Raw genomic sequence first — 23191 nt, 5'->3', positions numbered from 1 at the left:
GTTTCAGGATGTTTAACTTTTTTCTTGCTATTCTTTCATAAGCGAATATGGATAGTACCTATAAAATTAATAGAGCCATTTTTATAATTGACGGACCCCCCTCCTTTTATTTTCTTACTTTCATTTTCTCCGGCTGATCACTCGGATACGTAGCATTCTTTTTATTTTCAACATCCCAACTAATAATTGTTGCACTATCTCGCCCCAATTGATGATGCACGTGTTCTAAAACATTGTGAACATTTTCTTTAAGCTCTATCTTATTTTCATTCATATCGTTATACAGATTTAATGGCGTTTCATAACGACGTTCCCCACATTCTAATACCCCATCTGTCACCATTACAATTCGATTGTTGCCAGTACGTAATTCACGAATTCCTGATGAATAGCAAGGTACAGGTAATTCAAATGTATTTACATTGCCAATCCATTCGTAAAAATGACGTTGATTTAGTGCGTATTGCCCTAATTTATGTAATTCATCATGAAATACATAAACGAGACAGTCTCCAATAGATAGCCACCATATATAGTTTTCTTTTCTTACACATAGTAAAAAAGCTGTTTCACCTTTAACTCTTTTGCACTTTTCTTTAAATGAGGAGGATTGAAAAATTGTAAGTATATGATTTGCAACTGATTGAAAAACTGTTTCAATTCGTTCATTCATCATTATTTTTATATTTTCATATTCTTTTTCGATTGTATGTATAACTAAATCAACACTTTCTGCGCTATTATGCCCGTCTAAAATAGCTGCAAATTCCCAATCATCATTTGACCAAACTAACGCACCGTCTTCATTCTGTTTTGCTCCGGCACTTATATTCCCACCGTATTTACCAAGTACAATGTCATCATATTGCTTAACTGAGATTTCCCCTAAACACATTTCCGTATTTCCAACCCATGAATATTGGTTATTATTTGTTGTATGCATACTCATTTACCATATACTTTCGTATTCTTTCACATAGTTTTTTAATTTCTTCAGAACCTCCATATGGTGCACCAGTCCAATTTGCTACTTCAGTAGGCGACCAAAATTCTCTTGGTGTATCCGGATAACGGGGAATAATATGCATATGTAAATGCGGTACACCATTACCCGAAACAAACGTGTAAATATGTTCTGCACCTTCGTTTTCTGTTAGCGCTTTACTTATTCTACTTGTTATAAGTCCAAATGCTTTCGCCTCATCTTCATTTAATTCAGCAAGACCAGGTACATGTCTTTTTATATCAATCATTACGTAACCGAGATATGTTTCTTCTGTATCCCAATGGACATGTCCAACGTATATAAGATCGTCTTCATAAATAGCGTCACCTGGAACTATAATGTTTCCTTTATGTTTTTCACAAATGAAGCAGTTTTGTTCTGCTGGATTGTATATTGACATATCCATCACCATCCTTTTTATATATAATATCATAAAAAAAGGAAAAAACAGGTTTTTTATTCCGAAAATTCAATCTTTTTAATTAGGAATTTTTACATTATTTCATTTTAATAATTTGCACCTCATTCCTTCTTCAAAACCGCAATCCCCATTCCAATTACAATCCCAATCGCAATTCCAATTACTACATTATCAGTAAATAAGCCAGGTACTACGCCGATTACAACGCCTATAGCGACACCAATTGTCATTGCATTATTTCTTTTTTTATTATTAGCCAAAATAGCATCTCCTCTCATCATTTCTCCCAATATAATATTTACATGAATGTTGCTATTTCCTAATATATTTTCTATCCCACTTGAAAATTTCCAAAAAATGTACTTTATTACTTTTCCATTCCCCCTATTTAATCCTCTTTATATGAAAGAATTTTCAAGTCACCATTACATCTACATAGGCATTTACTATAAGAAAGATCAGTTATTCATTGAAGGAGGAACGATTCAAATGTATCCTCATTGGAATCCAAATATAAATCAACAATATGCTTACTCCCCCCATCCCGTAAGAAATACACTGCATCACGATTCTCAATATATGATGCAGCGCATCGCAAGTCTTGAAAGCCAATTAGCGAAATTAATCTCATTAATCGAAGAAAATAATCAATTAATAAAATCAATGGAACAAGAAAAAAATCAAGTTTGTGCACCAGCTGGCGGTTCTGTTATTGTTCGTATGTAATCTTTTCGAACAAAAAACACACTTTGTATAATAAAGTGTGTTTTTTTTTGTTATTTTCTTTTTTGGTGAAATCCTTGTGTAATGCGGTCTAATATAATCGCGATGACAACAATGGCTAGTCCCGCTTCAAATCCCATTCCGATATTAACTTGTGTTACAGAACGGTACACATCTACTCCTAGTCCTGGTGCTCCTACAAGTGACGCTGTTACAACCATCGATAACGAAAGCATAATACTTTGATTCACTCCGGCCATGATCGTCCCAGTTGCGAGTGGTAATTGTACTTTAAATAGTTTTTGTGATGCTGTGGATCCAAATGCATTCGCTGCTTCAATTAAATCTTCCGGAACTTGTCTAATTCCTAAGTCTGTAAATCTGATTGTTGGTGGCATCGCAAAGATTACTGATGCAATTATGCCAGGTACTACACCTACTCCGAAAAATGTAATCGCTGGTATGAGATATACGAATGCGGGCATTGTTTGCATAAAATCTAATGTTGGTTTTAAAAACTTTGAGAAACGCTCATTTTGAGATGCTAAAATACCGATTGGAATTCCGACAATAATCGAAATAATAACAGACGTAAGTACGAGCGCTAATGTTTGCATCGTTTGTGCCCAATAGTTAATATTTAAAATAAATAACAATCCGATGAGTGTAAAAATAACTAAAGATAATTTTCTCGTTGTGTACCAAATGAGGAAACATAGTATAATAATCATCAATATAGCTGGTATTATTGTTAAAAAATTAGTGAGTAAATCAACGAATCCACCGATAATATAAGAGAATCCTCGGAACAAGCCTTCAAAGTTCTCATATAAACTTGCAACAAACGAGTCGACCCATTCCCCTAATGGAATACGCGGTATACTATTCATCGTCTTTCACCTCTTCCTCAATGTTACCTGCAAGAGCTTGAATGACACTTTCACGTTTAATAATTCCTCTTAACCTTTTCTTCTCATCAATAACGGGTAACGGATATTTCATCTCTGCCATTTTTGCATACGTCTCTTCAAGTAAAGTATCTAAATAAACGTGCGGAATATCGTTAAGTAATAAATCAGCAATCGGCCACTGTTTTTGTACTGCTTTACTTGCATCATCTGCAGTTAATATACCTAAAAACTCATACTTTTTGTTTACAACATATACTGTAGAAACGCCCGCATTTCTCATAATTTGCAGTGCCACACGAGGTCCACGGTCAATTAATAAAGTCTCCGGTCGTTTTAATATAGACTCCGCCGTAATTACTTTTCCTAAATTCACATCCGCAACAAATTTCTCTACAAATTCATTAGCAGGGCTCATCATAATTTCTTCAGGCGTTCCAATTTGAACAATTTCTCCATCTTTCATTAATGCAATACGATCTCCAATTCGAAGTGCTTCATCTAAATCATGAGTAATAAATATTATTGTTTTCTCCATTTTATCTTGTAGCTCTAACAATTCATCTTGCATTTCTTTTCGAATAAGCGGATCTAATGCACTAAATGATTCATCCATAAGTAAAACATCCGGATCATTCGTAAGCGCTCTCGCAATACCAACTCGCTGTTGCATCCCACCACTAAGTTGACTTGGATAATTGTCTTTATGATGATCGAGTCCCACTAACTTAAGTGACTCTAACGCTTTTTTCTCTCGTTCCTCTACTGGAACTCCTTGTATTTCTAATCCGTATGCAACATTTTGTAAAACAGTACGATGCGGAAATAGAGCAAACTTCTGAAACACCATACTCATTTTCGTTCTTCTTACTCTTCGTAATTCTTCTTTTCCCATCGTTGCGATGTCTTCACCATCTATGTATATATGCCCCGCTGTCGGTTTGATTAATTGATTTAGCATTCGAACTAGCGTTGATTTCCCGCTACCGGATAAACCCATAATAACGAAAATTTCTCCGGTGTATACTTCAAACGTTGCCTTTTTCACACCAACATTCATTCCGGTCTCTTTTAAAATTTCGGATTTGCTTTTTCCTTCTTTTAATAAAGAAAGGGCTCTTTGCGGGTGTTTCCCAAATACTTTTGTTACGTTTTCAACACGCACCTTTGTATTATCCATGTCACTACTCCTTTTCTACCCATCTATTTACATAGTGTTGCGATTTTACAAAGAAATATTACATAAAAATGACATTCATAAGATTTCTTTAAAATTCTCGTTTCCGTTCATAATAAGAATGCTTACTTATACATTTATTTAAAAAGGCAAACGTTTCTTAGGAGGTTTTCAATGAGAAAGAAAATATGGCTTATATGCCTTGCATTATTTATTACTATGATTTTCACCTCATGTAATGCAACAAATGCAAATTCGAAAGGGAAAATTAAACTTGGTGTAACAAGTTGGAAAGAAAATATTGCAACTGCAAACATGTGGAAAGTGTTATTAGAACAAAAAGGCTACAAAGTTGAACTCATGTATTTAGAAAAAGCGGCAATTTGGACTGGTGTCGCTCGTGGTGATGTTGATGCAAATTTAGAAGTATGGCTGCCTGTTACGGATAAACCATTAAATGATCGATATAAAAATGACATTGTCTTAAAATCAAAATGGTATGAAGGTACAGGGCTTGGCCTTGTCGTTCCTTCTTATTTGAAAAACATAAACAGTATCGAGGATTTAAATGCACATAAAGATGAACTAGATAACAAAATTGTCGGAATCGAACCTGGCAGCAGCCTAATGAATTTAACAAATAAGGCGATGAAGGAATATGATATTAAACTAAAACTTGTCCAATCTTCAGAAGCTGCGATGATGAGTGAATTAAAAAAGGCATATACGAAAAAGAAACCAATCGCTGTTACGCTTTGGAATCCTCATTGGGGTTTTTCAGAATTTGATTTAAAATATTTAAAAGACCCTAAGAAAGTATATGGTGAAAAAGATGACATTTATTACTCCGTTCGTAAAGGTTTCGAAAAAGATCATCCGGATATTGTGAAATACTTTGATAAATGGAAAATGAACGATGAGCAGCTTGGTACATTAATGGTCATGCTAAATAAAACGAAAGATCCAGAAGAAGCAGCACGAAAATGGATTGAAAAGAATCAATCGTTAGTTGATGAATGGATAAAAGATTAATAAAACAGGCTAGAGAATTCGCATATTCTCTAGCCTGTTTTATCTTATTTTTTCGTAACAACATCATCTACAATCCCATATTCCTTCGCTTCTTCTGCAGTCATAAAATAATCTCTTTCTGTATCATGTGCTACCCTTTCAATCGGTTGCCCTGTTTTTTCTGCAATCATTTTATTAATATCATGCTTTAGCTTTAAAATTCTTTTTGCTGTTATTTCGATTTCAGTTGCCTGCCCTTGCGCACCACCAAGCGGTTGATGAATCATAATTTCACTGTTAGGCAATGCAAATCGTTTTCCTTTTGCACCTGATAAGAGTAACAACGCACCAAATGATGCTGCAAATCCCATACAAAGTGTTTGCACGTCTGGTTTAATTAAGTTCATTGTATCTAATATTGCAAAACCTGCTGTCGTTGATCCGCCTGGGCTATTAATGTATAAATATATATCTTTCTCTGCATCTTCCGCTTCTAGAAATAATAATTGAGCTACAACACTACTCGCTACTTGATCGTTAATTTCTGAACCGATAATAATAATTCGGTCTTTTAATAACCTTGAATATATATCATAGGAACGTTCTCCTAATTTCGTTTGCTCTACTACATATGGAATTGCATTCATTTTAAATCCCTCCAATAATTGTTATGCCGCACAAAGCATACAACTGTAGGAAGAAGAGTTTTTCGCACTGAATAATAAGACAGGTTGTTTAGTTGGTAACTTCGTAAAATCTATTGTTGGAAGAAGCTTAGTTAACAATTCCGGCCTTTCTTCACGAATAGACGTTACAACAATATCAATATCTTCTGTGAATTCAACGATTTCAAGCCCTTCTTCACTTACAGTTTTCAGCCTATTTCTACTCCGAAATAAAGAAGCTTTCACTGCTCCTTCCGATACAGAACATACTTTAGCGATATCAGCGATACTATATTGAAAAACATCCTTTAATAATAAAATTGTGGATTGTTGTACATTTAATGAAGATAATACTTTCCCTACCATTTCATGCAAATCTGCAATTTTTTCATGTGGTTCTTCGAAAGTAACTTGTTCCCTTATTTTTTCATGAACTGATTTTGACTTTATCTGGTCTAACCAACGATTTCTAGCTATTTTATATACAAGTGTCATGCAAATATCTTTATTACTATATTTTTGAAGAACTTTACAAACTGTTTCTTGGGCGAGATCTTCCCCATCCCATCTGTTTTTCGTTAAAAACGTACAATACCTTTTTAACTCTGCATAATTTTCAATCAAAAAATTTATATTTGAATGATTCATATCGATATGTTTCTTAAACAATTGCGTTACTTTTGTGCACAAAATAACCACTCCTTTTCAGCGCTTACTTAATAAACGATTGATGAAACGAAAAAGTTACGGGACTTATAAAAAAATAATGTTTATGTTCAATAATTCGCGGTCATAAATATGTTATGTACAATTTTACGTGAGGAGGAACAAATTTGCCAAAATTAACAATTGAAGGTGCTGGCACTTTTGATGTGAAAGAAGGAACAAAGTTAGTATTAGCAATTGAAGATAACGGTGTAAACATTCTTCATCGTTGTGGTGGAAATGCACGTTGCACAACTTGTAGAGTAGAAATTATAGCGGGTGATTTCTGTGAAGCGAGTGCGAATGAAAAAAATGCGATTACAGAAAAAGGGATTGAAGATCATTTACGATTATCTTGTCAAATGCGTGTACATAAAGATATAGTCGTTCGTCCGGTACTTACAGTTGAAAATTCAGGATTAGCTGCCGGTCCACGCCCAGCGGAGTAAAATGATGAATTTAAAACAACTTGTTGGCGAATATGCTGCTAACTTTGTAAAAGATGGAATGAACATTGGACTAGGTACAGGATCTACCGTATATTGGACGATACAAAAATTAGGTCAACTTGTACAAGAAGGACTATACTTTCAAGCTGTTCCAACATCAAAGGAAACTGAAGCTTTAGCAAAGCAACTAAACATCCCCCTGATTTCTTTAAACGACGTACAAAGTCTTGATCTTACAATTGATGGAGCGGATGAAATTGATTCCGATTTACAGCTCATAAAAGGCGGCGGTGGCGCATTACTTCGTGAGAAAATTGTTGCCTCCTCCTCTAAAGAACTCATTATTATTGCTGATGAATCAAAACTTGTGGCTCGTTTAGGTAATTTCCCATTGCCTGTTGAAATTATCCCTTTTTCATGGAAACAAACCGAAAGTAAAGTTCAATCTTTAGGGTGTCAAACAACGTTACGTATAAAAAATAATGAAACCTTTATTACCGATAATAATAACATGATTATCGATTGTATATTTCCTAATCATATATCTAACCCTGCTAATTTACACGAACAATTAAAAATGATTACTGGTGTAGTTGATTCAGGATTGTTTATAAATATGACAAGGAAAGCGATTATCGGTACTAAAAACGGGATAAAGGAACTATAATGAAAGCTGACTTTTTAAAGTCGGCTTTTTATTATTTTCTTCTTCTCTTTATAGCTATTTATTATGATATACTATGAAAACAAAAACTGATTACACTAGAAAGGACTGAACAATTTGCAATCCAAACTCATAACAAAACTTACAGATTTAGAAACTGCCTTTCACATTCGAAAAGAAGTATTTGTAAAAGAACAAGGTGTTCCTCTTGAAGATGAATTCGATACATTTGATGAAATCGGTGAAGAATGTAAACATATTTTAGTTTATTATAATGAGCTTCCTGTAGGTACAGGTCGTATACGATTTGTTGATGGTGCCGGAAAATTAGAACGCATTTGTATTTTAAAAGATTATCGTACATACGGATTAGGTAAAGTAATTATTCAAACGTTAGAAGAAATTGCCCGTAGTAAAAAAGCTACAAAAGTGAAACTACACGGGCAAACACAAGCTGAAGGATTTTATAAAAAATTAGACTATCAAACTTCTTCCAATGTATTTATGGAAGATAGCATTCCACATATACTTATGACGAAAGTATTATCATAATAGAAAGGTTACTATATGAATTTACATGAAGTATTCTTATAGTAACCTTTTTTGTATCTTATTCGTTTTGAATTATTTTTGGTGGATATTCTAATATCATATCTATAAACTTTCAATTTGCTGGCAGTATAATGTTCCTACCGCTTTCGAGTTATTAAAAACAACGACCCGCAAGATGAAATTCTTGTACAAAAAATTTAATCCCCATGTATTGAGAGTCATACATTCATGTACCTAATAGTGACTTCTATATAAAATTTAAAATTGATACTATTACACCTACCCCTGTATTGCTAGCCAATTTCAACATTTTTCAAGAGGACTATTTATATAGATTTTATAATATATAACCTTTACAATTATTTAGATTGCATGATTTGGAATGCGGTATGCTATATTTTTTCTTTAATGGTATTTGAACCCTCTGAATAAAGATCTATATCCCGTCAATATTCTCCTGTTTTCTCTTTAAAAACCTACCAAGTAGTTTGCTAATTCGGCTAGCTGCTTTTTTCTATATAAAATTAAAAATTATCCGTAATAGTAACACTTCTGCACTTTGTACTATAAATTTTCATATATTGTATTATGCTTGTCCAAAACGTGAGATTATTACTTACGTTATCTAAATGAAAGAAAGGAGTGAAAATATGCTCTCATCTAGTCGTAAATTCACGCACTTTAATTGTGGTGCACAAGCCCCTAGTACACTACCTGCCCTTGGTTTTGCTTTCAATGCTACTTCACCTCAATTTGCAACATTATTCACCCCACTACTATTACCTAGTACAGGGCCAAATCCTAATATTACCGTTCCCGTAATAAATGATACAATTAGTATTGGAACTGGTATTAGAATTCAAATAGCTGGTATATATCAAATTAGTTATACACTAACAATTAGCCTTGATAATGTTCCCGTAGCACCGGAAGCAGCACGATTTTTCTTGACACTAAACTCATCAACTAATATTATTGCAGGATCTGGAACCGCAGTCCGTTCTAATATTTTTGGCACTGGTGAAGTTGATGTATCCAGTGGTGTCATTCTCATTAACTTAAACCCTGGTGATTTAATTCAAATTGTACCCGTTGAAGTAATTGGTACTGTAGACATTCGTTCGGCAGCGTTAACGGTTGCACAAATTCGGTAATAAAAACGCAATGTGAGCCGAAATATATTATTATAGATTCGACACACATTTATATTAAATAAGCATATTTTATTGTATGGTGACTATTTAGTCATACAAATTTAAAGCTTTCATAGGAGCACACTTTAATGTGTGCTTTATTTTTACTTAAAAACTAAAACATTCTCAAATTATATACATATCAAATAGCGTTTTCAATTATTTACGATAGCGGATGTTAACCTTTTGTACAAGCACTTTTTCCTTTTGTTTAATAATATATATTGATATCTCAAAGAAAGGAGAGTAACATAAGTATGGCAAATTATTTTTATAAAGATGGTAAAAAATATTATAAAAAACAATCACATTCGGACGATCAAAAAAATAACTGTTTTATTGAAACCCATACAATTGCTGGTTCTGCAGAAAATGCAAATGGAAATATACCTGTATCTGTTTTCCTTGAAACCACTGCTCCACAAACTGTATTCGAGGATTTTACAAACAATCATAATAAAACATTAATTCAGTTATTCGTCGTCGGCATGAGTGCACCCGTTCAAGTAACTATTCTCACAAGAAAATCTAGCCGCCCAATTACTACAACATTACAACCTGTTCAAACAAAAATATTTCAAGTTGAAGATTTTCAAAGTCTTACTCTTACAAAACAGGAAGGTTCTACTAGTATAGTTAGTTTATTTGTCAAAAAAACATTTTGTATTTGCTGTAACGAGAATAACGATTCATGTGATGAATATTATCAAGATTGCAATTAATAGATTCACTCACCAGAAGAACCCCTTTTATAAAGGGTTCTTTTTTTCACTCACCACATTTTTAAAAACATTTTAGAATCATACTCAACGATTTTTCTATACATTTCTCATTTCTCCTTTTTTATTATATTAACGCTTTTGTTTAATTACGGGACTTATCATCATTTAATGGAGGAAAGTAAAATTTATAAAAAAGACGACGCTGAATACGTCGTCTTTTTTATAAGCAGAAAAGTGAATTCTCAAGCTTCCTTTTTTTGCATCAAAGCCCATTATCTTTTATTTCATTTTGAGGTAAAACTTACACTGCTCTCCATAAGGATAAAGCATAAATCCAGTTTGGATCCCCATTTCCTTGATGATTTTGTACGGCTTCATACACTTTTCCTTCGTATAGGACTCTATCACCCTTTTTATACGCTTTCTTTGCATCCCACTCTCCATATGAAACGCTTTCAGTTTTTGTAGTAATTGTGAATATATCACTTTGTACGGATTCATTTCCAGCTACATCAACAGCTTTCACTACATATTTATAAGTCTTATTAGCGAGTAAATTATTATCCATATAAGAAGTCGTATTAGATGTTGCGATTTTTTTCATTGTTCCTTCTATTTCTCTATAAATATCGTAGTGGTCTACACCAACATTATCGTCAGATGGACTCCACATTAGGTCCACACTTGACGCTGTCGTTCCCATACTATGTAATCCTTTTGGTTGTGTTGGTGCTTCTGTATCAGGAGCCTCAACTGTTGTTTTTGCTGTAAGCGCTGTACTTTCTTTCGATACATTGCCAGCTGCGTCAATTGCTTTTACAGTATAAGAGTATTCTGTACTTGGTTGTAATTTCTTATCAATAAAATGAGTGCCTGGTACGGTGTCAATCATCTCTCCGTTACGGAAGATTTGATACCCTTTTACTCCTACATTATCCGTAGAAGTGTTCCATGTTAGTTCTATACTATTCGCTGTTACTTTTTGTGTCTGAATTCCATTTGGAATACTTGGCGCTTCTGTGTCTGGTTTCACATTATTGATGAGATTTACATCAATTACATTATAGAACGCATTTGCTGTATCAGCTACATCCCATACAGCTAAAATCACATGGTAGCCACTACGATCCGTAGGTACATTGATTTTGTGTGCTACATTATTTGAAGCTGCGGAACCATCATGTTGTACAGTTCCAATTGGCTCAAAGTCTGCTCTTGTTAGTGCTTTATTTGGATTCCAGCCTATTTTAGTAATGTAGTAGTGCCATTTGCTTGTTAAATGTGGCGCTGTAAACTTCCAAGTAAACGTATTTTCTCCGCCAGTGATTGTATTTTTAAACCAACGATCCGCTGTTTGTTGATCCAAAATACCACCAAATTTTCCGCCTGCAGAAGCGATTTGTCCATCAACTGGACCAGCTTGCGGGAATCCTTTTGGTGCTTCTAAGCTTTGTGGTTCATACATAACACTTCCGCAGTTTACATTTAGTGCACCATAAGTTGGACTACATAAAGCGGAACGGCTGCCAGGCTTTTCAACAAAACCATGCGCGTAAGCATTTTGAGGAATAAGTGTCGTGCCGATAATTCCCGCTGTTAATGCAACAGCTCCTAGACTTTTTTTGTTCATTTTCATGTTCTGTAGATGTTTTAAAATTCGATTATTCATGTTCATGTCCCCTTCTTGTTATACTTCGTAGTGTAATGTGGGCTTTGATGTAAAAGAATAACACGAGACAATATTGTAGTGATGTATGCATAAGTTATGCATACACCGTAGTAAAGAAATATTTCATTCCATGTGATATATTTCACTTACTGAATATATCATGACATAGAAATTACCTAAACACGTGCAGAAGTTGTGCAGAAACAGTGAAATTATTACTAACACATAAAACTACATCTTAAAATTATAAAGTAAAAGTTCGCAATAGCAATTATAAATCTTGTAAAAAAAGGCCATATAAAAGCATTTTGTATAAGCGGATGGATTGCACCAAGTCTTCTCGAAATATTTCTTAATCAACTTGATATGCATAGTAATGTGAGATTAAATTTTTTGAAACACCCTTCCATTTCCATATTCAATATATATATCTATTGGGTACGTGAAATTACTTATGTATTGCGAATAATCCTTAATGTTTCAAAATAGTCTCATAAAACTTGTCATACTCTTCATAGTATTGGATTTTTAATTTTTCTATTAAACTTGTATCTGGTGAAATAATGTCAATTACGTCTGTACTTATATACAGCAAATAAGTATCGTTATAAAAAGAAATATACGCTTGCTGACCACCATTAACGACATACTTGCAATATTTATATACTTCATCTTCATTGACACCTTTAATCGTAGTAAATATGATTGTACTTTCAAGATCATCAACGTCTACTTGCGTTTCGGTCCAATTTTTAATCTTCATGAACCTTCCAATTTTTGTTTTCTCATTTACTCTCTTACTTTTACCATATGTTATATAACCGGAAGTAAATGAAACGTCAATTGTATCAGGGCTTTTAAAAAGTTCAGTCAGTAGTCCTCTTAATTTTCTCAAATTCCCCTCAAATAATTCTATATCAAATCTAATTCTATTTTTTGCCTCCACTTGAAAAAATGGTGTAGCTGTCATATCTTCAAAATTCACATTTAATACTTTCATTCTTTCCATATAATTAATTCCTCGCTTCATATAACATAAAAGTGTCTACATCATTTAATATAGACACCCTTTCACATATATAGTTTTAATACCGGCCAGTAAATTTAAAAACTTCATCAACTGCTTGCGTATACCCACCTGATTTTCGGAGAGACTCCTTCAAATTCAAAGCAGCTTCTTTATATGATGGATTACTTAATACTATTTCTACACTTTTACTAAGTTTATCCGCAGTTAATCCTTGCATTTGCAATTTAACTCCTGCTCCGAGACTCTCTACTCGCTTTGCGATTACTGGCTGATCTGCACTTTGCGGAATTACAACGAGTGGAACTCCGTTATATAGTCCTTCATGCGTACTGTTCATCCCGCCATGTGTAATAAATAATTTTGTATATGTAAGTAGTTCAGTTTGCGGTACATAGTTTTTCACAATGAAGTTTTTAGGAATATCACCTAAATCACTTATTTTCGTTTTACTACCAATAGACATAACAATTGTATGTTTACTATTTTCGAATGCCTTCATACAAAGTTTATAAAAATTAATTGCTTCATTAAAAACAGTACCTAGTGAAATGTAAATCAGGCTTTGTTCTTCAATTGAAGTATAATCAAAATCTTCATTTTCCCCTTGTGCAGAAATAGATGGACCTACAAATTTAAATGTTTCATTAAACGTATTACCAAAAGGTTGGAACTCCTTAATCGTATACACAATAGTAAGCGGTGCTGGATTACAGAAAACTTCATACGGTGAATTTATTTCAACACCATATTTCCCTGCAATTTCTCTAGTTAAGTTTTGAAAATCATTATATATTCTATTCTGCACTTCCACTGGGATATTTTTAGAAAGATGGTCTAACATTTGTTTAAATGATTTTTCATCCTGCGCAAAAGATGTACAGGAATTTATGGCCGGAAGATTAAGAATTTGGGCAATTAAATGACCACAGCCAAACATAGAATCGTGGATCATGTAATCAAAATATTCTCCTTCAATTTGCTCTAAAACACTAGGTATTACAATATCTGCTGTATGTAGAAGGCCGTTTATTCTTTCCTGTAAATAATTTCGACCACCGGAAAGAAATGCTTGTATAAATTTTTGATCATCTATCGTTCGTACAGTAGCACCTGTCTTCTCAATACGCTCCCTGAAAGCCTCTATTGAAAAATAAACGACCTCTTCACCGCGAGAAATCAGTTCTTCTACAACTTGTAATGTTGGATTTATATGTCCTTCTGATCCAGCGTTAATGAATAAAATACGTGCCATTCAAAATACTCCTTACATTTTAAAATTTCTATGTTGTAAAGAGTATGGATATTTTCCATACTCTTCACGGTATTTTATGTATCATTTTCCTGCTTAATTGACCTAGCAAGCCTAAAACCGAGATCGTCTATATGAAATGTAGGATGGCTACGACGGCGACAAGTCGCACCGCAACCTCTAGCTGCTTCAGCCCAACTACCACCACGAAAAATTCGGTACGATCCGTACACTTTTTCATCATACAAATCATAGCACCATTCCCAAACGTTTCCTAACATATCATAAAGTCCCCATGCATTCGGCTCTTTTTTACCGACGTCATGAATTTGTCCAATTGAATTTTCATTATACCACGCTATTTTCTGAAGTTCCCCATATGTATATCCCGTCGTACCTGCTTTACATGCGTATTGCCACTCTGCCTCATATGGCAATCGGTAGCCGTCAGATTCTATATTACAACTAACCTTTTTTCCATCATCACTAATAGAATAATACGCTGTTAATCCCGCTTGTTTAGAAAGTAAATTACAAAAAGCAATTGTATCATTCCATGAAATATTTACAATTGGTTTATTACTATCTTTATCATTATTTAATGTAGGATTTGTAATGGCATTATATATTTCCATTGTTACAGCATACTTTGCAAGAAGGAATGGTTTTATTTGAACTTGCCATTCTTTTTTTATTCGATCATCTCTTAATACTACCTCTCCTGCTGGAATTTCCATCATATTAGAATCAATCGAGCGAATGAATGTATTCAATAGTATCCCCCCATATTACTTCTTTTTAAAATCTAACTACTTATCGTACTTCTTCAAAAACCGTTTCACTTCATTTGGAGATTTTAAAATAATCACTTCTTTTCCTTTACTTAATTGATCTAGTCTTTTTAAAATGGCAGGTTTTTTCTTATTCGGATACTCCCATATCCATTTAAAGAATTGTAAATCTAGTCTTTCTTCACATCCGGCACCCATATCCGGTCTTGTTTTATTTCGATATTGTACAATTCTTTTAAAAGCACGATAAACACAAATCGTTCTATGAATATCAAGAAAGATAATTGTATCCGCTGCATTCAGTCTTAAATCCATCGTCCCGCCATAATTCCCATCAATAATCCACTCTTCTTCTTTAATTAAGTTTTTTTGAACTTTTCTTTGTTCTTCTCGAGGAACACCTTCCCAGTTCGCTTTCCAAAACAATGCATCAAGATGATGCACCTTAATATTTAGTTTATTTCCTAACTGCTTTGCTAATGTAGATTTTCCTGAACCACCAGAACCAATTAATATGATTTTTTTCATATTCATACGGTCCTTACTATAGATTCTTCAATATCTTCCTTATTTGCAAAAATCCAGAAGAACATCTCTTCATTCAACTTTAATAAATTTGGTAACTGAACAAAATAAGTAATAAAGATAACTTGAATAGAAAGCATGACATACCAAATAGATTGTAGTTCTTCTCTCGTTAAAATGCTTTGTTTATAATATCCTTCAAAGATTTTGCTGACAATATGTAACCATTTCCCTCTTCCTGTTTCATCACTAAATAGCTCACTTAATATACTTGTACAGCAGTAGCATAAATCAAATACTCTTACATTGCTTTCTAAAAGTTCAAAATCTATAAATCCTTGAAATTCATTGTCATGAAAAATCACATTCGATAAGTGCATATCACGATGAATAATTTGTTTTGGTAGTGGGTGAACCGTTTCCTTCAAAACTGTACGTATTTGATCCATTTTTCGAACGACATTCCGATGGACAGATGCATTCTTTTCTAAAATTGGTAAGGCCCATTTGTATACCACTTTATACAATTCTCTTTTTATTAACTCGTTAGCACTATTCATTGAATATAGTGCTTGATGTAAATTAGCTATCTTCTCTCCAATTGTACTTCCTAGCTCTTTTAGCTTTTCTGTATCTTTTATTTCTAGTACACTTCCACCAATATATTCGTACAAACAATAATACTTCTCTTTATAAAATACGTACCTTTCATCATTTCTCATTTTTACTAGTTTCTGTACTTTAACTCCTTTTTCATCAAGCTGTTCTAATACATTTAGTTCAACTAGAAAATGTTTTATCGATCCCTTTTCCTTTAAAATATACGCTTTATTATTACAGTAAATCTTCGTTACGTTTGGTTGAACTTCAATAGTTGTGATATCTTCATCTTCAAACCAAAACTTTGCAATTTCTAATATATCCTCCATATACAAATACCCCTTTTAAAATTCACTTATTTCTTCCGTAACATAAATTCACAAAGCATTCCTATCCCAACACCAATTGTATAAGCAACTACATCACTCCACAAAAATCCGTAACCTAAAACGAGTCCCCCTATAGTCGTTGCACGAATATTATCAATCCAAGGTGCATGGTACAATTGGCTAATTTCAATCCCGTAGCAAAATATTAAACTCATAAAAGCTAATTTCTTCGTTTCTATTTTAGGAAACAAAAATCCGAATCCAACGAAAATCATTAATGCCCATAAAGCATCACCTAAGTAATCATTTAATAAATGAGGTAACGCAAAAGCAAATTTTCTAGAACTAAGACCTAACATAATAACGACTATAGTAAACATTACATATAGTAATTGATTTCGTTTTATATTCATTTCAAAAGCTCCTAATTCATCATGTAAAACTGCAAATAGCTAGTAAAATACAATCATTTTACTAGCTATTTATTACTTGCTTTCATAATAAGAAAATGTGGATTTGTACTTAAATAATGATATGATTTTCTGTCTACTTCTCTCATCTTTTCAATCGGCTTCGGTTCCACTATTTTTTCTAATACAAAATAGTTTGTTGTTTCATTGATTATGTCTTGGAGCGACCTCCTAAAAAAACTAACTTCTATTGTAATATTTGGTTTAACCCAAGTATCTACTAATAATTGTTTTTCAAAATAATCTTCACATGTAAACTTTGTGAAATCCATAAAAGGATGATGAACGGAATATATAAGTTCTCCACCCGGCTTCAATACGCGCTGAAACTCTTGAAATACTTGCGTCCAATTTTCTAAGTAATGAAGAGTTAACGAACTTACAATGATATCATACGTATTATTTTCAAATGGCAATGTTTCTTGCAAATCGTGACAAAGGAACGTTGCTTTTTCTCCCATACTTTCTTTTACGGCTTTTACCATTTCAGGACTTATGTCAATTGCTGTAACGTTAGCCCCTCTTCCTACGAATTGAGAAGTATACCATCCAGCGGCACATCCAGCATCTAGTATTCTCTTCCCTTCTAGTTCCCTTGGAATAATCTCCATCATCGCAGGTCTTTCATAATAACTATTATATGGATTTGCCAAATCTATATTTTCTTTATATGTACTCGCTAATTTATCATACGTATCTTTGACTGCGTCTTTCATTATATCCACCCCTAATACATATTAATCCATTAACTCTTGCTGCTTTTTCTTTGAAAATGATTGTAGTACTAACTCATACGACCAATCGATCATTTTATTAATTTGCTCCTGTTCTACTCCCTTATGTATATACACTGTATTCCAATGTTTCTTATTCATATGATACCCTGGAATTATTGTGTCTGGATAATCTTCTCTTATTCGTAAAGCGAACTCAGGATCACATTTTAATGTAATCGCAGCTTTTTCACCTTCTTCATGGTTCACTATCGCAAATATTTTATTATTGAGTCTCATACATGTTGCACTCCAGCCATTTGGAGAATCCTCTGTCGCTTTTCTTTTTGATAAACAATATGCTCTCGTTGCATTCATTTTAAATGGCACCTCTTATTCTTTCACTATTTGATTACGATGCATCACAATTTGCTTCGTCGCTTTAAATTGCTGTTCCCCATAAAACTTTATGAGTTTCTCTCCGCAAAATAGACTAACAATATCAATATGAGATATCTCTTCCAGTAACATTGTAAGCATATTCTCTCCAATGCCTTTATTTCTTACACTTGCATGTACGACAACATCTTCTATGTACGCTCGAAAAACACCATCTGAAACGACTCTAGCAAACCCAATTAACTCATTTTCTTTCCATACCCCAATTGCTATGCTATTCTTTAACATTTTTTCAATATCGATTTCTTTTCTTTCTGGCCACCAACCGACAGAGTCGTAAAGCTTCTTTATTTTCTCTGCACAAATTGGTCGTTCATGTTGTAATTTATACGTGTACATATTCTTTCTCCCATCAACTAGTATACATAATATTATTATAATCTCTTTTCTAAAAAGTGTTGACTATACCCTTTCGGATGATCTTCAACGACACCATATTCTCGGTAGCCGTGCTTTTTATAAAATTCCGGTGCTTGGAAACTAAATGAATCTAGTAATATGAGTCTACATCCTTTTTCCTTCGCAATGTCTTCGATTTTATGTATCAGTTGACTTCCATAACCATCATGACGAACGGATTCATCAACCCATAAAAAATCGATATGAAGATGATAAAAATACATCGTTCCTGTTACGCCGCCAAAGATTTTTCCTTCCTCATCTTTCACTACAAGGCTTACTTGTTCCATCGGCTGCTTTACTTCATCTGTTAAGATGGACATATTATATTGAATGACTTTATTTCTAATGTATTCTCCTTCATTACGAGTACCATTCTCTATGTGTTTCATATATATTTCTTCCTTTCAACTTAGTAAATTACATCTAATTTTTATTTCGCCTTTTTAAAATACTAATGAATACAAATCCACCATATGTAACAAAACACGAAAAACCAATTATCCCAGGTACAGAGACATAGCCTGTTCGTACATAACTTATAACTGCAAAACTAATAATTAACATTATTATAGATGGCCAAAATATTAGAGCCGTTTTTCTTCGTCTCTGTTTCGATGTACGTTCTTTCTCTTCAGAAACACGTGTACCAAAAAGCAATACAATACAAATAAGAATCGCTGCAAAGTAAATGGTATCTAATGACAAATTGTGATCATATAGTGCGATTCCAACTTCAAGAGCAATAATCGTTACAATTAAAATAATAATTGTTGAAGTCTTTAAGTTTCGTTTCAATCGCTCACTCCTAGCATGCTTTCACTATATGTTTTGTATATGTATTTCAAAGCTGTTGTAATTGTTTCATCAACCTCTATATTATGAACTCGCTCGGGTAAATCTTTTCCCCCAATTACATAAAGAAACGGGAATTCGTTAAACATTCCCATTATACCAATATTTATTATAGCTGTAGACAATCCACCTGTCATATGAGCTAAATGATAATACGGTATACTTTCATAATCCCCTTGTTGTCTTACCATTCCATTAATAATTGGTTCCCATACTGCTGGTTCTACTTTATAGTCTTGAAAAATATGTACTAAAAGCGAAAGAACTTGATTTAATTCTCCAACATTTTTCTCATCTCTAGCATTCTCTTGTATATAAATATTTGAAAAATACGTTTGGGCATTTATTTTCACAGCATCCCATCCACCGCAGTGCTTTACAACCGAGTGAGCAATATAACTGTCGTGACAAGCTATCATCACTTCTACTGCTTTACTAAGTGTTAAAGTACTTCTTCCTTGTAGATGCGGATATAACTGTGCACTATCTTCATGTGGATGAAATTTAACGTGATGAAGTATATCATTCCAATTACGTTTATTTTCCTTCACCATTTGTGCTGCTACAAATCCAATTACTACTTTTGCTGCCGATGCTAATGGAATATATAATTCACTATTATATGAAGTAATTATACATTCGTTTTTTGTAGAATAAATAGCTACTCCTACATGACCAACTTGTATCTCTTTCATTTTTTGAATGACAGTTTCCATTTCCATTCCTCTTTTCATATCGTTATATCACCTTCTAATAATTCAATATGGAATATAAAAAACCTTTTTTTGACAAGTTATATTTGTAATGACAATTAGAAAAAGGTAGCATGAATTACTCTTTGCTACCTAAAACGTTCATTTTCACGAAAGACTTTTATTCTTTTATAGGATTTTCAGGCCCGTTAAGCTCCAATTGATAAAAGGCTAAATTCAGCCATCTATTAAACTTATAACCAGCTTTTTGTATTGTTCCGGCATGAACAAATCCATAATTTTGATGCAAGGCTATACTTTTCTCGTTTTCCGCATCGATTCCAGCAATTAAGGTCATATATTCTCTTTCTTTTGCGGTTGCGATTAATTCTTCCATCAAAGAGGAGCCAATTCCATTTTTTCTATATTCCTTATCAACATACACAGAATGTTCAATTGAATATTTGTAAGCAGGCCACGCTCTAAATGAGCCGAATGTCGCAAATCCTACTACTTTATTATCTAGTTCGTATACGAAAATTGGATAGCCATCAGCCTTTTTTTGTTCATACCAATCTATTCTATTTTCAAGGGTTACAGGTTTATATGCATATACAGCTGTTGTATAAAGTATCGCATCGTTATAAATGTCTAAAATATATGCTACATCTCTTTTCGTTGCTTCCCTGATCATCGTTTTCTTCCTTTCCTAATGTTAATCTTCTTTCGCTATCTTTTTAATAATTTTATTTTACCGAAATTTCTGTTTTATTTCCACATACGAATACTTGCTTTTCGGAAACCATCAAATATATTAATCGCAGCGGACAACGTATAAATGATAATTCCACCGCCAACTAACCACGTTTTAAATCCTTCTGGGGAAATAGTAAACACATTTGCCAAATACGTAATAAATCCTTCGTTAAATATATGTGGATTTACTACAATTACAATGAATACTATCGTTCCGACTACTTGAAGAATACCATTTCCGATTGCCAATCTTTTCGTCCATTGTCCTTGTACTAACTTATAAAGAGATATAGCTACTTCAAAAACGATCATAACCAAAATAATCGGCCAATATTGAAGTAAAACATCTTGATTAAACGTTGGCGCGATAAACTTCAGTCCGTTTTCCGTACCATTATATACGCCTACAAGATGGTTTGCATAAAAGTAAAGGGTAGCCCATATTGCTGTCCACATTAAACCTCCAAAAACTTCAAACTTTGAGATTGCCTTTTTCTTCGGGATATACGAGATATTTTTCAAATCATCTGGCGTCCATTTTTTTAAACTTGTTGTTAATGGGTGTGGATCCTTTTCTTTATCAGTTCTTTCTAAAACAGCAAATACAAGTGTCAACCAGAAAAACACATGGAGGCCTACTTCAACAATTTCCCCAATGCCTTTACCTATCAATTTTAAAATAACATCTAATACTACTTGATTACCAGTATAGCCTATAAAATTTTCTGCAACCATTGCAATGAGTGCGATAACAGCTGCAATTGGTATAATCATTTTTAATAACGTCGTATATACATCAAAATAACGTGGTCCAATTAAATGCATCGGTCTATCCAAATACCCATTAGCCAATGAAACCGGACTTCCCAATTTTTCGAGAACGCTCTTCACATCATCTTCATTATAATCGTCTGGTAACATATCCTCTATTGTCGACCGTAGCTCAAGCGTAATATCTTCACGATTTTTTTCAGGTAATCTCTTCGCCACTTCTTGGACGTACATATCAATCAAACTCATTCTCGTCCTCCTCCTTTAATAGGTTATAAAGTTCTTTCGAATCCTTTATCCACTCCTTTTTCAATTGTAAAAATATCTCTAGTCCATATTCACTTAAAACATAATACTTACGAGGTCTACTCTCCGTTTTATCCCAACTACTCGTAACTAGTTTCTGCTTTTCTAATCGACGAAGTAGTGGATATAAAGTACTTTGATCAATTGTAATCCCTGATTGCTCCAATAATTGGACAAGTGAATATCCATACTGCGGCGTTCTTAATTGACTTAAAACCGCTAATGTCAATGTCCCTCTTCTTAACTCAGTAATTAATGAATTTAATAAAGTATCCATTCACCCACCTCATTTTTATTACTATATGTCATACAGTATGTGTTTTATACTATGTATCGTACAGTATTCGTGTGACAAAAACAATTATCATTTACCAAAAAACGGATAAAAAAAGCACAAACTATACGATTTGTGCTTTTCTAGCTAACTTATATATTTATAACACGCTTAACTTTGTACCTCTGGTAATATAAACTCTCCTTTTTCTTTAGGAAATGGGATAACCCCTACAATCGACTCAACATTGATTACTCCATATACATGCGGGTATTCTTGACCATTTGAAGCAAGTTCATATTTTATTTCTGCTTTTACCAAGGATGGATTTATTGTAAGTAATAAAACCTCTTCTTCATGAAAGAAATGTTTTTCTGCAACCTTTAAAGCTTGTTCAAATAATGAACAATGAATAAACCCCTCTTTTATAAGTGACTCTTCATGAATTTCTCCAGTTGTTTTTGCGATTTCCCATTTTCTTTTTGTTATTACTTTTGTAATCATAGCTTTTCCCCTTTTTTAATATATGTAATGATATAATAACACTAAAATTTCCAACAAATGATTAGTTGATTGGAGAATCTTAATGGATAAAAAATTAGAAGAGATCATTGTAAAATCATTTTTTACTAAGCGCCTTCAAAATAGAGTACTATTTGAGCTTTCTTCTTCAAAAAAACGTAAAGATGCGATCGGTCGACTTTGCCATAATTACAGAACTACGTTACGTGAAGAATATATGATTGAAATTCCTAAGCCTAATTCTTGTCCAATTGATATAGGAGATCTGTTAAAAAAACATGGGGCTGTTGATTCTTGTTACGCCATATCATAGGACACAAAAATCGATGGAAAAACACTCCCTTTGCTGGACGCATTAGAGGCTGCTGTTGGAATGGGAATGCCTTCTATTCTATACTCAATTACAAATCAAGTTGCGTATTTTGAAGCAGAACAAGAAACACTTCCATCACCAAGATTTATACTTAAACGCACATATTAATGCATATAACTCCATTGCACTTTTTTTACTTTATTATATTATTTAAATAACCGCTCAGGTCGTTAATTCATCTAGCTTTTAAATATAAAAAAGAGGATTTTCAT

At 33.4% G+C, this 23191-nt stretch carries 33 protein-coding genes; 9 read left to right on the top strand and 24 right to left on the bottom strand.

Features of this window, described 5'->3' with window-relative positions; all coding sequences use genetic code 11:
* Positions 1 to 106: 106 nt before the first annotated feature.
* The 3 genes from G9F74_RS16835 to G9F74_RS16825 form a co-directional block, all read right to left on the bottom strand.
* Positions 107 to 949: a PP2C family serine/threonine-protein phosphatase gene (locus tag G9F74_RS16835; protein WP_016108562.1), complete on the bottom strand. Its 843-nt coding sequence runs from the start codon at positions 947 to 949 to the stop codon at positions 107 to 109.
* Positions 927 to 1412 carry an HIT family protein gene (locus G9F74_RS16830; protein ID WP_002093704.1) on the bottom strand — a complete coding sequence of 162 codons (486 nt, stop codon included), beginning with the start codon at positions 1410 to 1412 and terminating at the stop codon, positions 927 to 929. Before G9F74_RS16830 ends, G9F74_RS16835 begins: the two co-directional genes overlap by 23 nt.
* Positions 1413 to 1528: 116 nt before the next feature.
* Positions 1529 to 1705, bottom strand: coding sequence for a glycine zipper domain-containing protein (locus G9F74_RS16825; RefSeq protein WP_001213777.1), 177 nt, complete (start codon positions 1703 to 1705; stop codon positions 1529 to 1531).
* A gap of 211 nt (positions 1706 to 1916) precedes the next feature.
* Here G9F74_RS16825 and G9F74_RS16820 point away from each other — a divergent pair, with 211 nt between their 5' ends.
* Positions 1917 to 2153, top strand: coding sequence for a hypothetical protein (locus G9F74_RS16820; protein WP_000283217.1), 237 nt, complete (start codon positions 1917 to 1919; stop codon positions 2151 to 2153).
* A gap of 50 nt (positions 2154 to 2203) precedes the next feature.
* Here G9F74_RS16820 and G9F74_RS16815 read toward each other — a convergent pair whose 3' ends face one another.
* Both G9F74_RS16815 and G9F74_RS16810 read right to left on the bottom strand, forming a co-directional pair.
* Positions 2204 to 3040: an ABC transporter permease gene (locus G9F74_RS16815; protein ID WP_001084772.1), complete on the bottom strand. Its 837-nt coding sequence runs from the start codon at positions 3038 to 3040 to the stop codon at positions 2204 to 2206.
* Positions 3033 to 4238: a quaternary amine ABC transporter ATP-binding protein gene (locus G9F74_RS16810; protein ID WP_000370617.1), complete on the bottom strand. Its 1206-nt coding sequence runs from the start codon at positions 4236 to 4238 to the stop codon at positions 3033 to 3035. Before G9F74_RS16810 ends, G9F74_RS16815 begins: the two co-directional genes overlap by 8 nt.
* Positions 4239 to 4409: 171 nt before the next feature.
* On the opposite strand from G9F74_RS16810, the gene G9F74_RS16805 reads away from it, so the two are divergent.
* A complete protein-coding gene (locus tag G9F74_RS16805; RefSeq protein WP_001227651.1) occupies positions 4410 to 5267 on the top strand; it encodes a glycine betaine ABC transporter substrate-binding protein in 858 nt (285 codons plus the stop codon).
* Between the two features lie 44 nt (positions 5268 to 5311).
* Here the strand turns inward: G9F74_RS16805 and clpP are convergent, their stop codons facing one another.
* Complete coding sequence (gene clpP, locus G9F74_RS16800; RefSeq protein ID WP_000991620.1) at positions 5312 to 5893, bottom strand: ATP-dependent Clp endopeptidase proteolytic subunit ClpP; 582 nt, start codon at positions 5891 to 5893, stop codon at positions 5312 to 5314.
* Positions 5894 to 5914: 21 nt separating this feature from the next.
* The gene (locus G9F74_RS16795) at positions 5915 to 6601 is read right to left on the bottom strand and encodes an RNA polymerase subunit sigma-70 (RefSeq protein ID WP_000337532.1); all 687 of its coding nucleotides are present in this window, start codon (positions 6599 to 6601) and stop codon (positions 5915 to 5917) included.
* Positions 6602 to 6744: 143 nt separating this feature from the next.
* On the opposite strand from G9F74_RS16795, the gene G9F74_RS16790 reads away from it, so the two are divergent.
* The 5 genes from G9F74_RS16790 (at position 6745) to G9F74_RS16770 (ending at position 10196) form a co-directional block, all read left to right on the top strand.
* Positions 6745 to 7065 carry a 2Fe-2S iron-sulfur cluster-binding protein gene (locus G9F74_RS16790; RefSeq protein ID WP_016108563.1) on the top strand — a complete coding sequence of 107 codons (321 nt, stop codon included), beginning with the start codon at positions 6745 to 6747 and terminating at the stop codon, positions 7063 to 7065.
* 4 nt (positions 7066 to 7069) lie between these two features.
* A complete protein-coding gene (rpiA, locus tag G9F74_RS16785; protein WP_001050008.1) occupies positions 7070 to 7732 on the top strand; it encodes a ribose 5-phosphate isomerase A in 663 nt (220 codons plus the stop codon).
* Positions 7733 to 7846: 114 nt separating this feature from the next.
* Positions 7847 to 8281 (top strand): GNAT family N-acetyltransferase, encoded by a 435-nt coding sequence (locus G9F74_RS16780; protein WP_001190886.1) that lies wholly within the window; start codon positions 7847 to 7849, stop codon positions 8279 to 8281.
* A gap of 650 nt (positions 8282 to 8931) precedes the next feature.
* Positions 8932 to 9435: an exosporium protein ExsF gene (gene exsF, locus G9F74_RS16775; RefSeq protein ID WP_000953228.1), complete on the top strand. Its 504-nt coding sequence runs from the start codon at positions 8932 to 8934 to the stop codon at positions 9433 to 9435.
* Positions 9436 to 9731: 296 nt separating this feature from the next.
* Entirely contained in the window at positions 9732 to 10196 is a 465-nt protein-coding gene (locus G9F74_RS16770; RefSeq protein ID WP_000024958.1) for a hypothetical protein, read from the top strand.
* A 301-nt stretch (positions 10197 to 10497) separates the two neighbouring features.
* On the opposite strand, the gene G9F74_RS16765 is transcribed toward G9F74_RS16770, so the two are convergent.
* The 17 genes from G9F74_RS16765 to G9F74_RS16685 form a co-directional block, all read right to left on the bottom strand.
* Entirely contained in the window at positions 10498 to 11865 is a 1368-nt protein-coding gene (locus G9F74_RS16765) for a lytic polysaccharide monooxygenase (RefSeq protein ID WP_001065212.1), read from the bottom strand.
* 472 nt (positions 11866 to 12337) lie between these two features.
* Positions 12338 to 12874 (bottom strand): hypothetical protein, encoded by a 537-nt coding sequence (locus G9F74_RS16760; RefSeq protein ID WP_000440723.1) that lies wholly within the window; start codon positions 12872 to 12874, stop codon positions 12338 to 12340.
* Between the two features lie 76 nt (positions 12875 to 12950).
* Positions 12951 to 14147, bottom strand: coding sequence for a macrolide family glycosyltransferase (locus tag G9F74_RS16755; protein WP_016108564.1), 1197 nt, complete (start codon positions 14145 to 14147; stop codon positions 12951 to 12953).
* A 74-nt stretch (positions 14148 to 14221) separates the two neighbouring features.
* On the bottom strand, positions 14222 to 14917 hold the full coding sequence (locus G9F74_RS16750) for a formylglycine-generating enzyme family protein (protein ID WP_016108565.1): 696 nt from the start codon (positions 14915 to 14917) through the stop codon (positions 14222 to 14224).
* A 36-nt stretch (positions 14918 to 14953) separates the two neighbouring features.
* Positions 14954 to 15463 (bottom strand): DNA topology modulation protein, encoded by a 510-nt coding sequence (locus G9F74_RS16745; protein WP_002106312.1) that lies wholly within the window; start codon positions 15461 to 15463, stop codon positions 14954 to 14956.
* Positions 15464 to 15465: 2 nt separating this feature from the next.
* Positions 15466 to 16389, bottom strand: coding sequence for a phosphotransferase enzyme family protein (locus tag G9F74_RS16740; protein WP_000389476.1), 924 nt, complete (start codon positions 16387 to 16389; stop codon positions 15466 to 15468).
* 26 nt (positions 16390 to 16415) lie between these two features.
* Complete coding sequence (locus tag G9F74_RS16735; protein ID WP_001022591.1) at positions 16416 to 16802, bottom strand: ribosomal maturation YjgA family protein; 387 nt, start codon at positions 16800 to 16802, stop codon at positions 16416 to 16418.
* A gap of 65 nt (positions 16803 to 16867) precedes the next feature.
* Positions 16868 to 17575 carry a class I SAM-dependent methyltransferase gene (locus tag G9F74_RS16730; protein WP_000650683.1) on the bottom strand — a complete coding sequence of 236 codons (708 nt, stop codon included), beginning with the start codon at positions 17573 to 17575 and terminating at the stop codon, positions 16868 to 16870.
* A gap of 21 nt (positions 17576 to 17596) precedes the next feature.
* Positions 17597 to 17950 (bottom strand): MmcQ/YjbR family DNA-binding protein, encoded by a 354-nt coding sequence (locus tag G9F74_RS16725; protein ID WP_000994631.1) that lies wholly within the window; start codon positions 17948 to 17950, stop codon positions 17597 to 17599.
* A gap of 15 nt (positions 17951 to 17965) precedes the next feature.
* Positions 17966 to 18370: a GNAT family N-acetyltransferase gene (locus tag G9F74_RS16720; RefSeq protein WP_016108566.1), complete on the bottom strand. Its 405-nt coding sequence runs from the start codon at positions 18368 to 18370 to the stop codon at positions 17966 to 17968.
* 35 nt (positions 18371 to 18405) lie between these two features.
* Complete coding sequence (locus G9F74_RS16715) at positions 18406 to 18822, bottom strand: GNAT family N-acetyltransferase (RefSeq protein ID WP_000680421.1); 417 nt, start codon at positions 18820 to 18822, stop codon at positions 18406 to 18408.
* Between the two features lie 34 nt (positions 18823 to 18856).
* Complete coding sequence (locus tag G9F74_RS16710; RefSeq protein WP_000828014.1) at positions 18857 to 19228, bottom strand: hypothetical protein; 372 nt, start codon at positions 19226 to 19228, stop codon at positions 18857 to 18859.
* Positions 19225 to 20001 carry a serine hydrolase gene (locus G9F74_RS16705; protein ID WP_033668531.1) on the bottom strand — a complete coding sequence of 259 codons (777 nt, stop codon included), beginning with the start codon at positions 19999 to 20001 and terminating at the stop codon, positions 19225 to 19227. The genes G9F74_RS16710 and G9F74_RS16705 overlap by 4 nt, the downstream gene beginning before the upstream one ends.
* Positions 20002 to 20158: 157 nt before the next feature.
* On the bottom strand, positions 20159 to 20671 hold the full coding sequence (locus G9F74_RS16700; RefSeq protein ID WP_016108568.1) for a GNAT family N-acetyltransferase: 513 nt from the start codon (positions 20669 to 20671) through the stop codon (positions 20159 to 20161).
* Positions 20672 to 20745: 74 nt separating this feature from the next.
* Positions 20746 to 21753 (bottom strand): HAAS signaling domain-containing protein, encoded by a 1008-nt coding sequence (locus G9F74_RS16695; protein WP_000052360.1) that lies wholly within the window; start codon positions 21751 to 21753, stop codon positions 20746 to 20748.
* Complete coding sequence (locus G9F74_RS16690; protein WP_000380297.1) at positions 21740 to 22087, bottom strand: PadR family transcriptional regulator; 348 nt, start codon at positions 22085 to 22087, stop codon at positions 21740 to 21742. The genes G9F74_RS16695 and G9F74_RS16690 overlap by 14 nt, the downstream gene beginning before the upstream one ends.
* 168 nt (positions 22088 to 22255) lie before the next feature.
* The gene (locus G9F74_RS16685; RefSeq protein WP_000629055.1) at positions 22256 to 22588 is read right to left on the bottom strand and encodes a DUF952 domain-containing protein; all 333 of its coding nucleotides are present in this window, start codon (positions 22586 to 22588) and stop codon (positions 22256 to 22258) included.
* Between the two features lie 82 nt (positions 22589 to 22670).
* On the opposite strand from G9F74_RS16685, the gene G9F74_RS16680 reads away from it, so the two are divergent.
* Positions 22671 to 22919 carry a hypothetical protein gene (locus tag G9F74_RS16680; protein ID WP_000358553.1) on the top strand — a complete coding sequence of 83 codons (249 nt, stop codon included), beginning with the start codon at positions 22671 to 22673 and terminating at the stop codon, positions 22917 to 22919.
* A 30-nt stretch (positions 22920 to 22949) separates the two neighbouring features.
* On the top strand, positions 22950 to 23087 hold the full coding sequence (locus tag G9F74_RS16675; RefSeq protein ID WP_000882914.1) for a hypothetical protein: 138 nt from the start codon (positions 22950 to 22952) through the stop codon (positions 23085 to 23087).
* Positions 23088 to 23191: the final 104 nt, after the last annotated feature.

The organism is Bacillus sp. EKM202B (assembly GCF_011066025.1).
GTDB classification, from domain to species: Bacteria; Bacillota; Bacilli; order Bacillales; family Bacillaceae_G; genus Bacillus_A; species Bacillus_A toyonensis.
This window is presented reverse-complemented; position numbering and strand designations above follow the sequence as displayed.

What these genes read in the sequence shown, in the direction of transcription:
- exsF (WP_000953228.1), top strand. Translation starts at nt 8,932, where the DNA reads ATGCTCTCATCTAGTCGTAAATTCACGCACTTTAATTGTGGTGCACAA.
- G9F74_RS16705 (WP_033668531.1), bottom strand. Translation starts at nt 20,001, where the DNA reads ATGGAAACTGTCATTCAAAAAATGAAAGAGATACAAGTTGGTCATGTA.
- G9F74_RS16835 (WP_016108562.1), bottom strand. Translation starts at nt 949, where the DNA reads ATGAGTATGCATACAACAAATAATAACCAATATTCATGGGTTGGAAAT.
- G9F74_RS16685 (WP_000629055.1), bottom strand. Translation starts at nt 22,588, where the DNA reads ATGATTACAAAAGTAATAACAAAAAGAAAATGGGAAATCGCAAAAACA.
- G9F74_RS16755 (WP_016108564.1), bottom strand. Translation starts at nt 14,147, where the DNA reads ATGGCACGTATTTTATTCATTAACGCTGGATCAGAAGGACATATAAAT.
- G9F74_RS16810 (WP_000370617.1), bottom strand. Translation starts at nt 4,238, where the DNA reads ATGGATAATACAAAGGTGCGTGTTGAAAACGTAACAAAAGTATTTGGG.
- G9F74_RS16730 (WP_000650683.1), bottom strand. Translation starts at nt 17,575, where the DNA reads ATGAAAGACGCAGTCAAAGATACGTATGATAAATTAGCGAGTACATAT.
- G9F74_RS16715 (WP_000680421.1), bottom strand. Translation starts at nt 18,822, where the DNA reads ATGAAACACATAGAGAATGGTACTCGTAATGAAGGAGAATACATTAGA.
- G9F74_RS16690 (WP_000380297.1), bottom strand. Translation starts at nt 22,087, where the DNA reads ATGGATACTTTATTAAATTCATTAATTACTGAGTTAAGAAGAGGGACA.
- G9F74_RS16745 (WP_002106312.1), bottom strand. Translation starts at nt 15,463, where the DNA reads ATGAAAAAAATCATATTAATTGGTTCTGGTGGTTCAGGAAAATCTACA.
- G9F74_RS16770 (WP_000024958.1), top strand. Translation starts at nt 9,732, where the DNA reads ATGGCAAATTATTTTTATAAAGATGGTAAAAAATATTATAAAAAACAA.
- G9F74_RS16695 (WP_000052360.1), bottom strand. Translation starts at nt 21,753, where the DNA reads ATGAGTTTGATTGATATGTACGTCCAAGAAGTGGCGAAGAGATTACCT.
- G9F74_RS16760 (WP_000440723.1), bottom strand. Translation starts at nt 12,874, where the DNA reads ATGGAAAGAATGAAAGTATTAAATGTGAATTTTGAAGATATGACAGCT.
- rpiA (WP_001050008.1), top strand. Translation starts at nt 7,070, where the DNA reads ATGAATTTAAAACAACTTGTTGGCGAATATGCTGCTAACTTTGTAAAA.
- G9F74_RS16740 (WP_000389476.1), bottom strand. Translation starts at nt 16,389, where the DNA reads ATGGAGGATATATTAGAAATTGCAAAGTTTTGGTTTGAAGATGAAGAT.
- clpP (WP_000991620.1), bottom strand. Translation starts at nt 5,893, where the DNA reads ATGAATGCAATTCCATATGTAGTAGAGCAAACGAAATTAGGAGAACGT.
- G9F74_RS16805 (WP_001227651.1), top strand. Translation starts at nt 4,410, where the DNA reads ATGAGAAAGAAAATATGGCTTATATGCCTTGCATTATTTATTACTATG.
- G9F74_RS16820 (WP_000283217.1), top strand. Translation starts at nt 1,917, where the DNA reads ATGTATCCTCATTGGAATCCAAATATAAATCAACAATATGCTTACTCC.
- G9F74_RS16700 (WP_016108568.1), bottom strand. Translation starts at nt 20,671, where the DNA reads ATGATCAGGGAAGCAACGAAAAGAGATGTAGCATATATTTTAGACATT.
- G9F74_RS16680 (WP_000358553.1), top strand. Translation starts at nt 22,671, where the DNA reads ATGGATAAAAAATTAGAAGAGATCATTGTAAAATCATTTTTTACTAAG.
- G9F74_RS16735 (WP_001022591.1), bottom strand. Translation starts at nt 16,802, where the DNA reads ATGAATATAAAACGAAATCAATTACTATATGTAATGTTTACTATAGTC.
- G9F74_RS16720 (WP_016108566.1), bottom strand. Translation starts at nt 18,370, where the DNA reads ATGTACACGTATAAATTACAACATGAACGACCAATTTGTGCAGAGAAA.
- G9F74_RS16830 (WP_002093704.1), bottom strand. Translation starts at nt 1,412, where the DNA reads ATGGATATGTCAATATACAATCCAGCAGAACAAAACTGCTTCATTTGT.
- G9F74_RS16815 (WP_001084772.1), bottom strand. Translation starts at nt 3,040, where the DNA reads ATGAATAGTATACCGCGTATTCCATTAGGGGAATGGGTCGACTCGTTT.
- G9F74_RS16825 (WP_001213777.1), bottom strand. Translation starts at nt 1,705, where the DNA reads ATGAGAGGAGATGCTATTTTGGCTAATAATAAAAAAAGAAATAATGCA.
- G9F74_RS16765 (WP_001065212.1), bottom strand. Translation starts at nt 11,865, where the DNA reads ATGAATAATCGAATTTTAAAACATCTACAGAACATGAAAATGAACAAA.
- G9F74_RS16725 (WP_000994631.1), bottom strand. Translation starts at nt 17,950, where the DNA reads ATGAATGCAACGAGAGCATATTGTTTATCAAAAAGAAAAGCGACAGAG.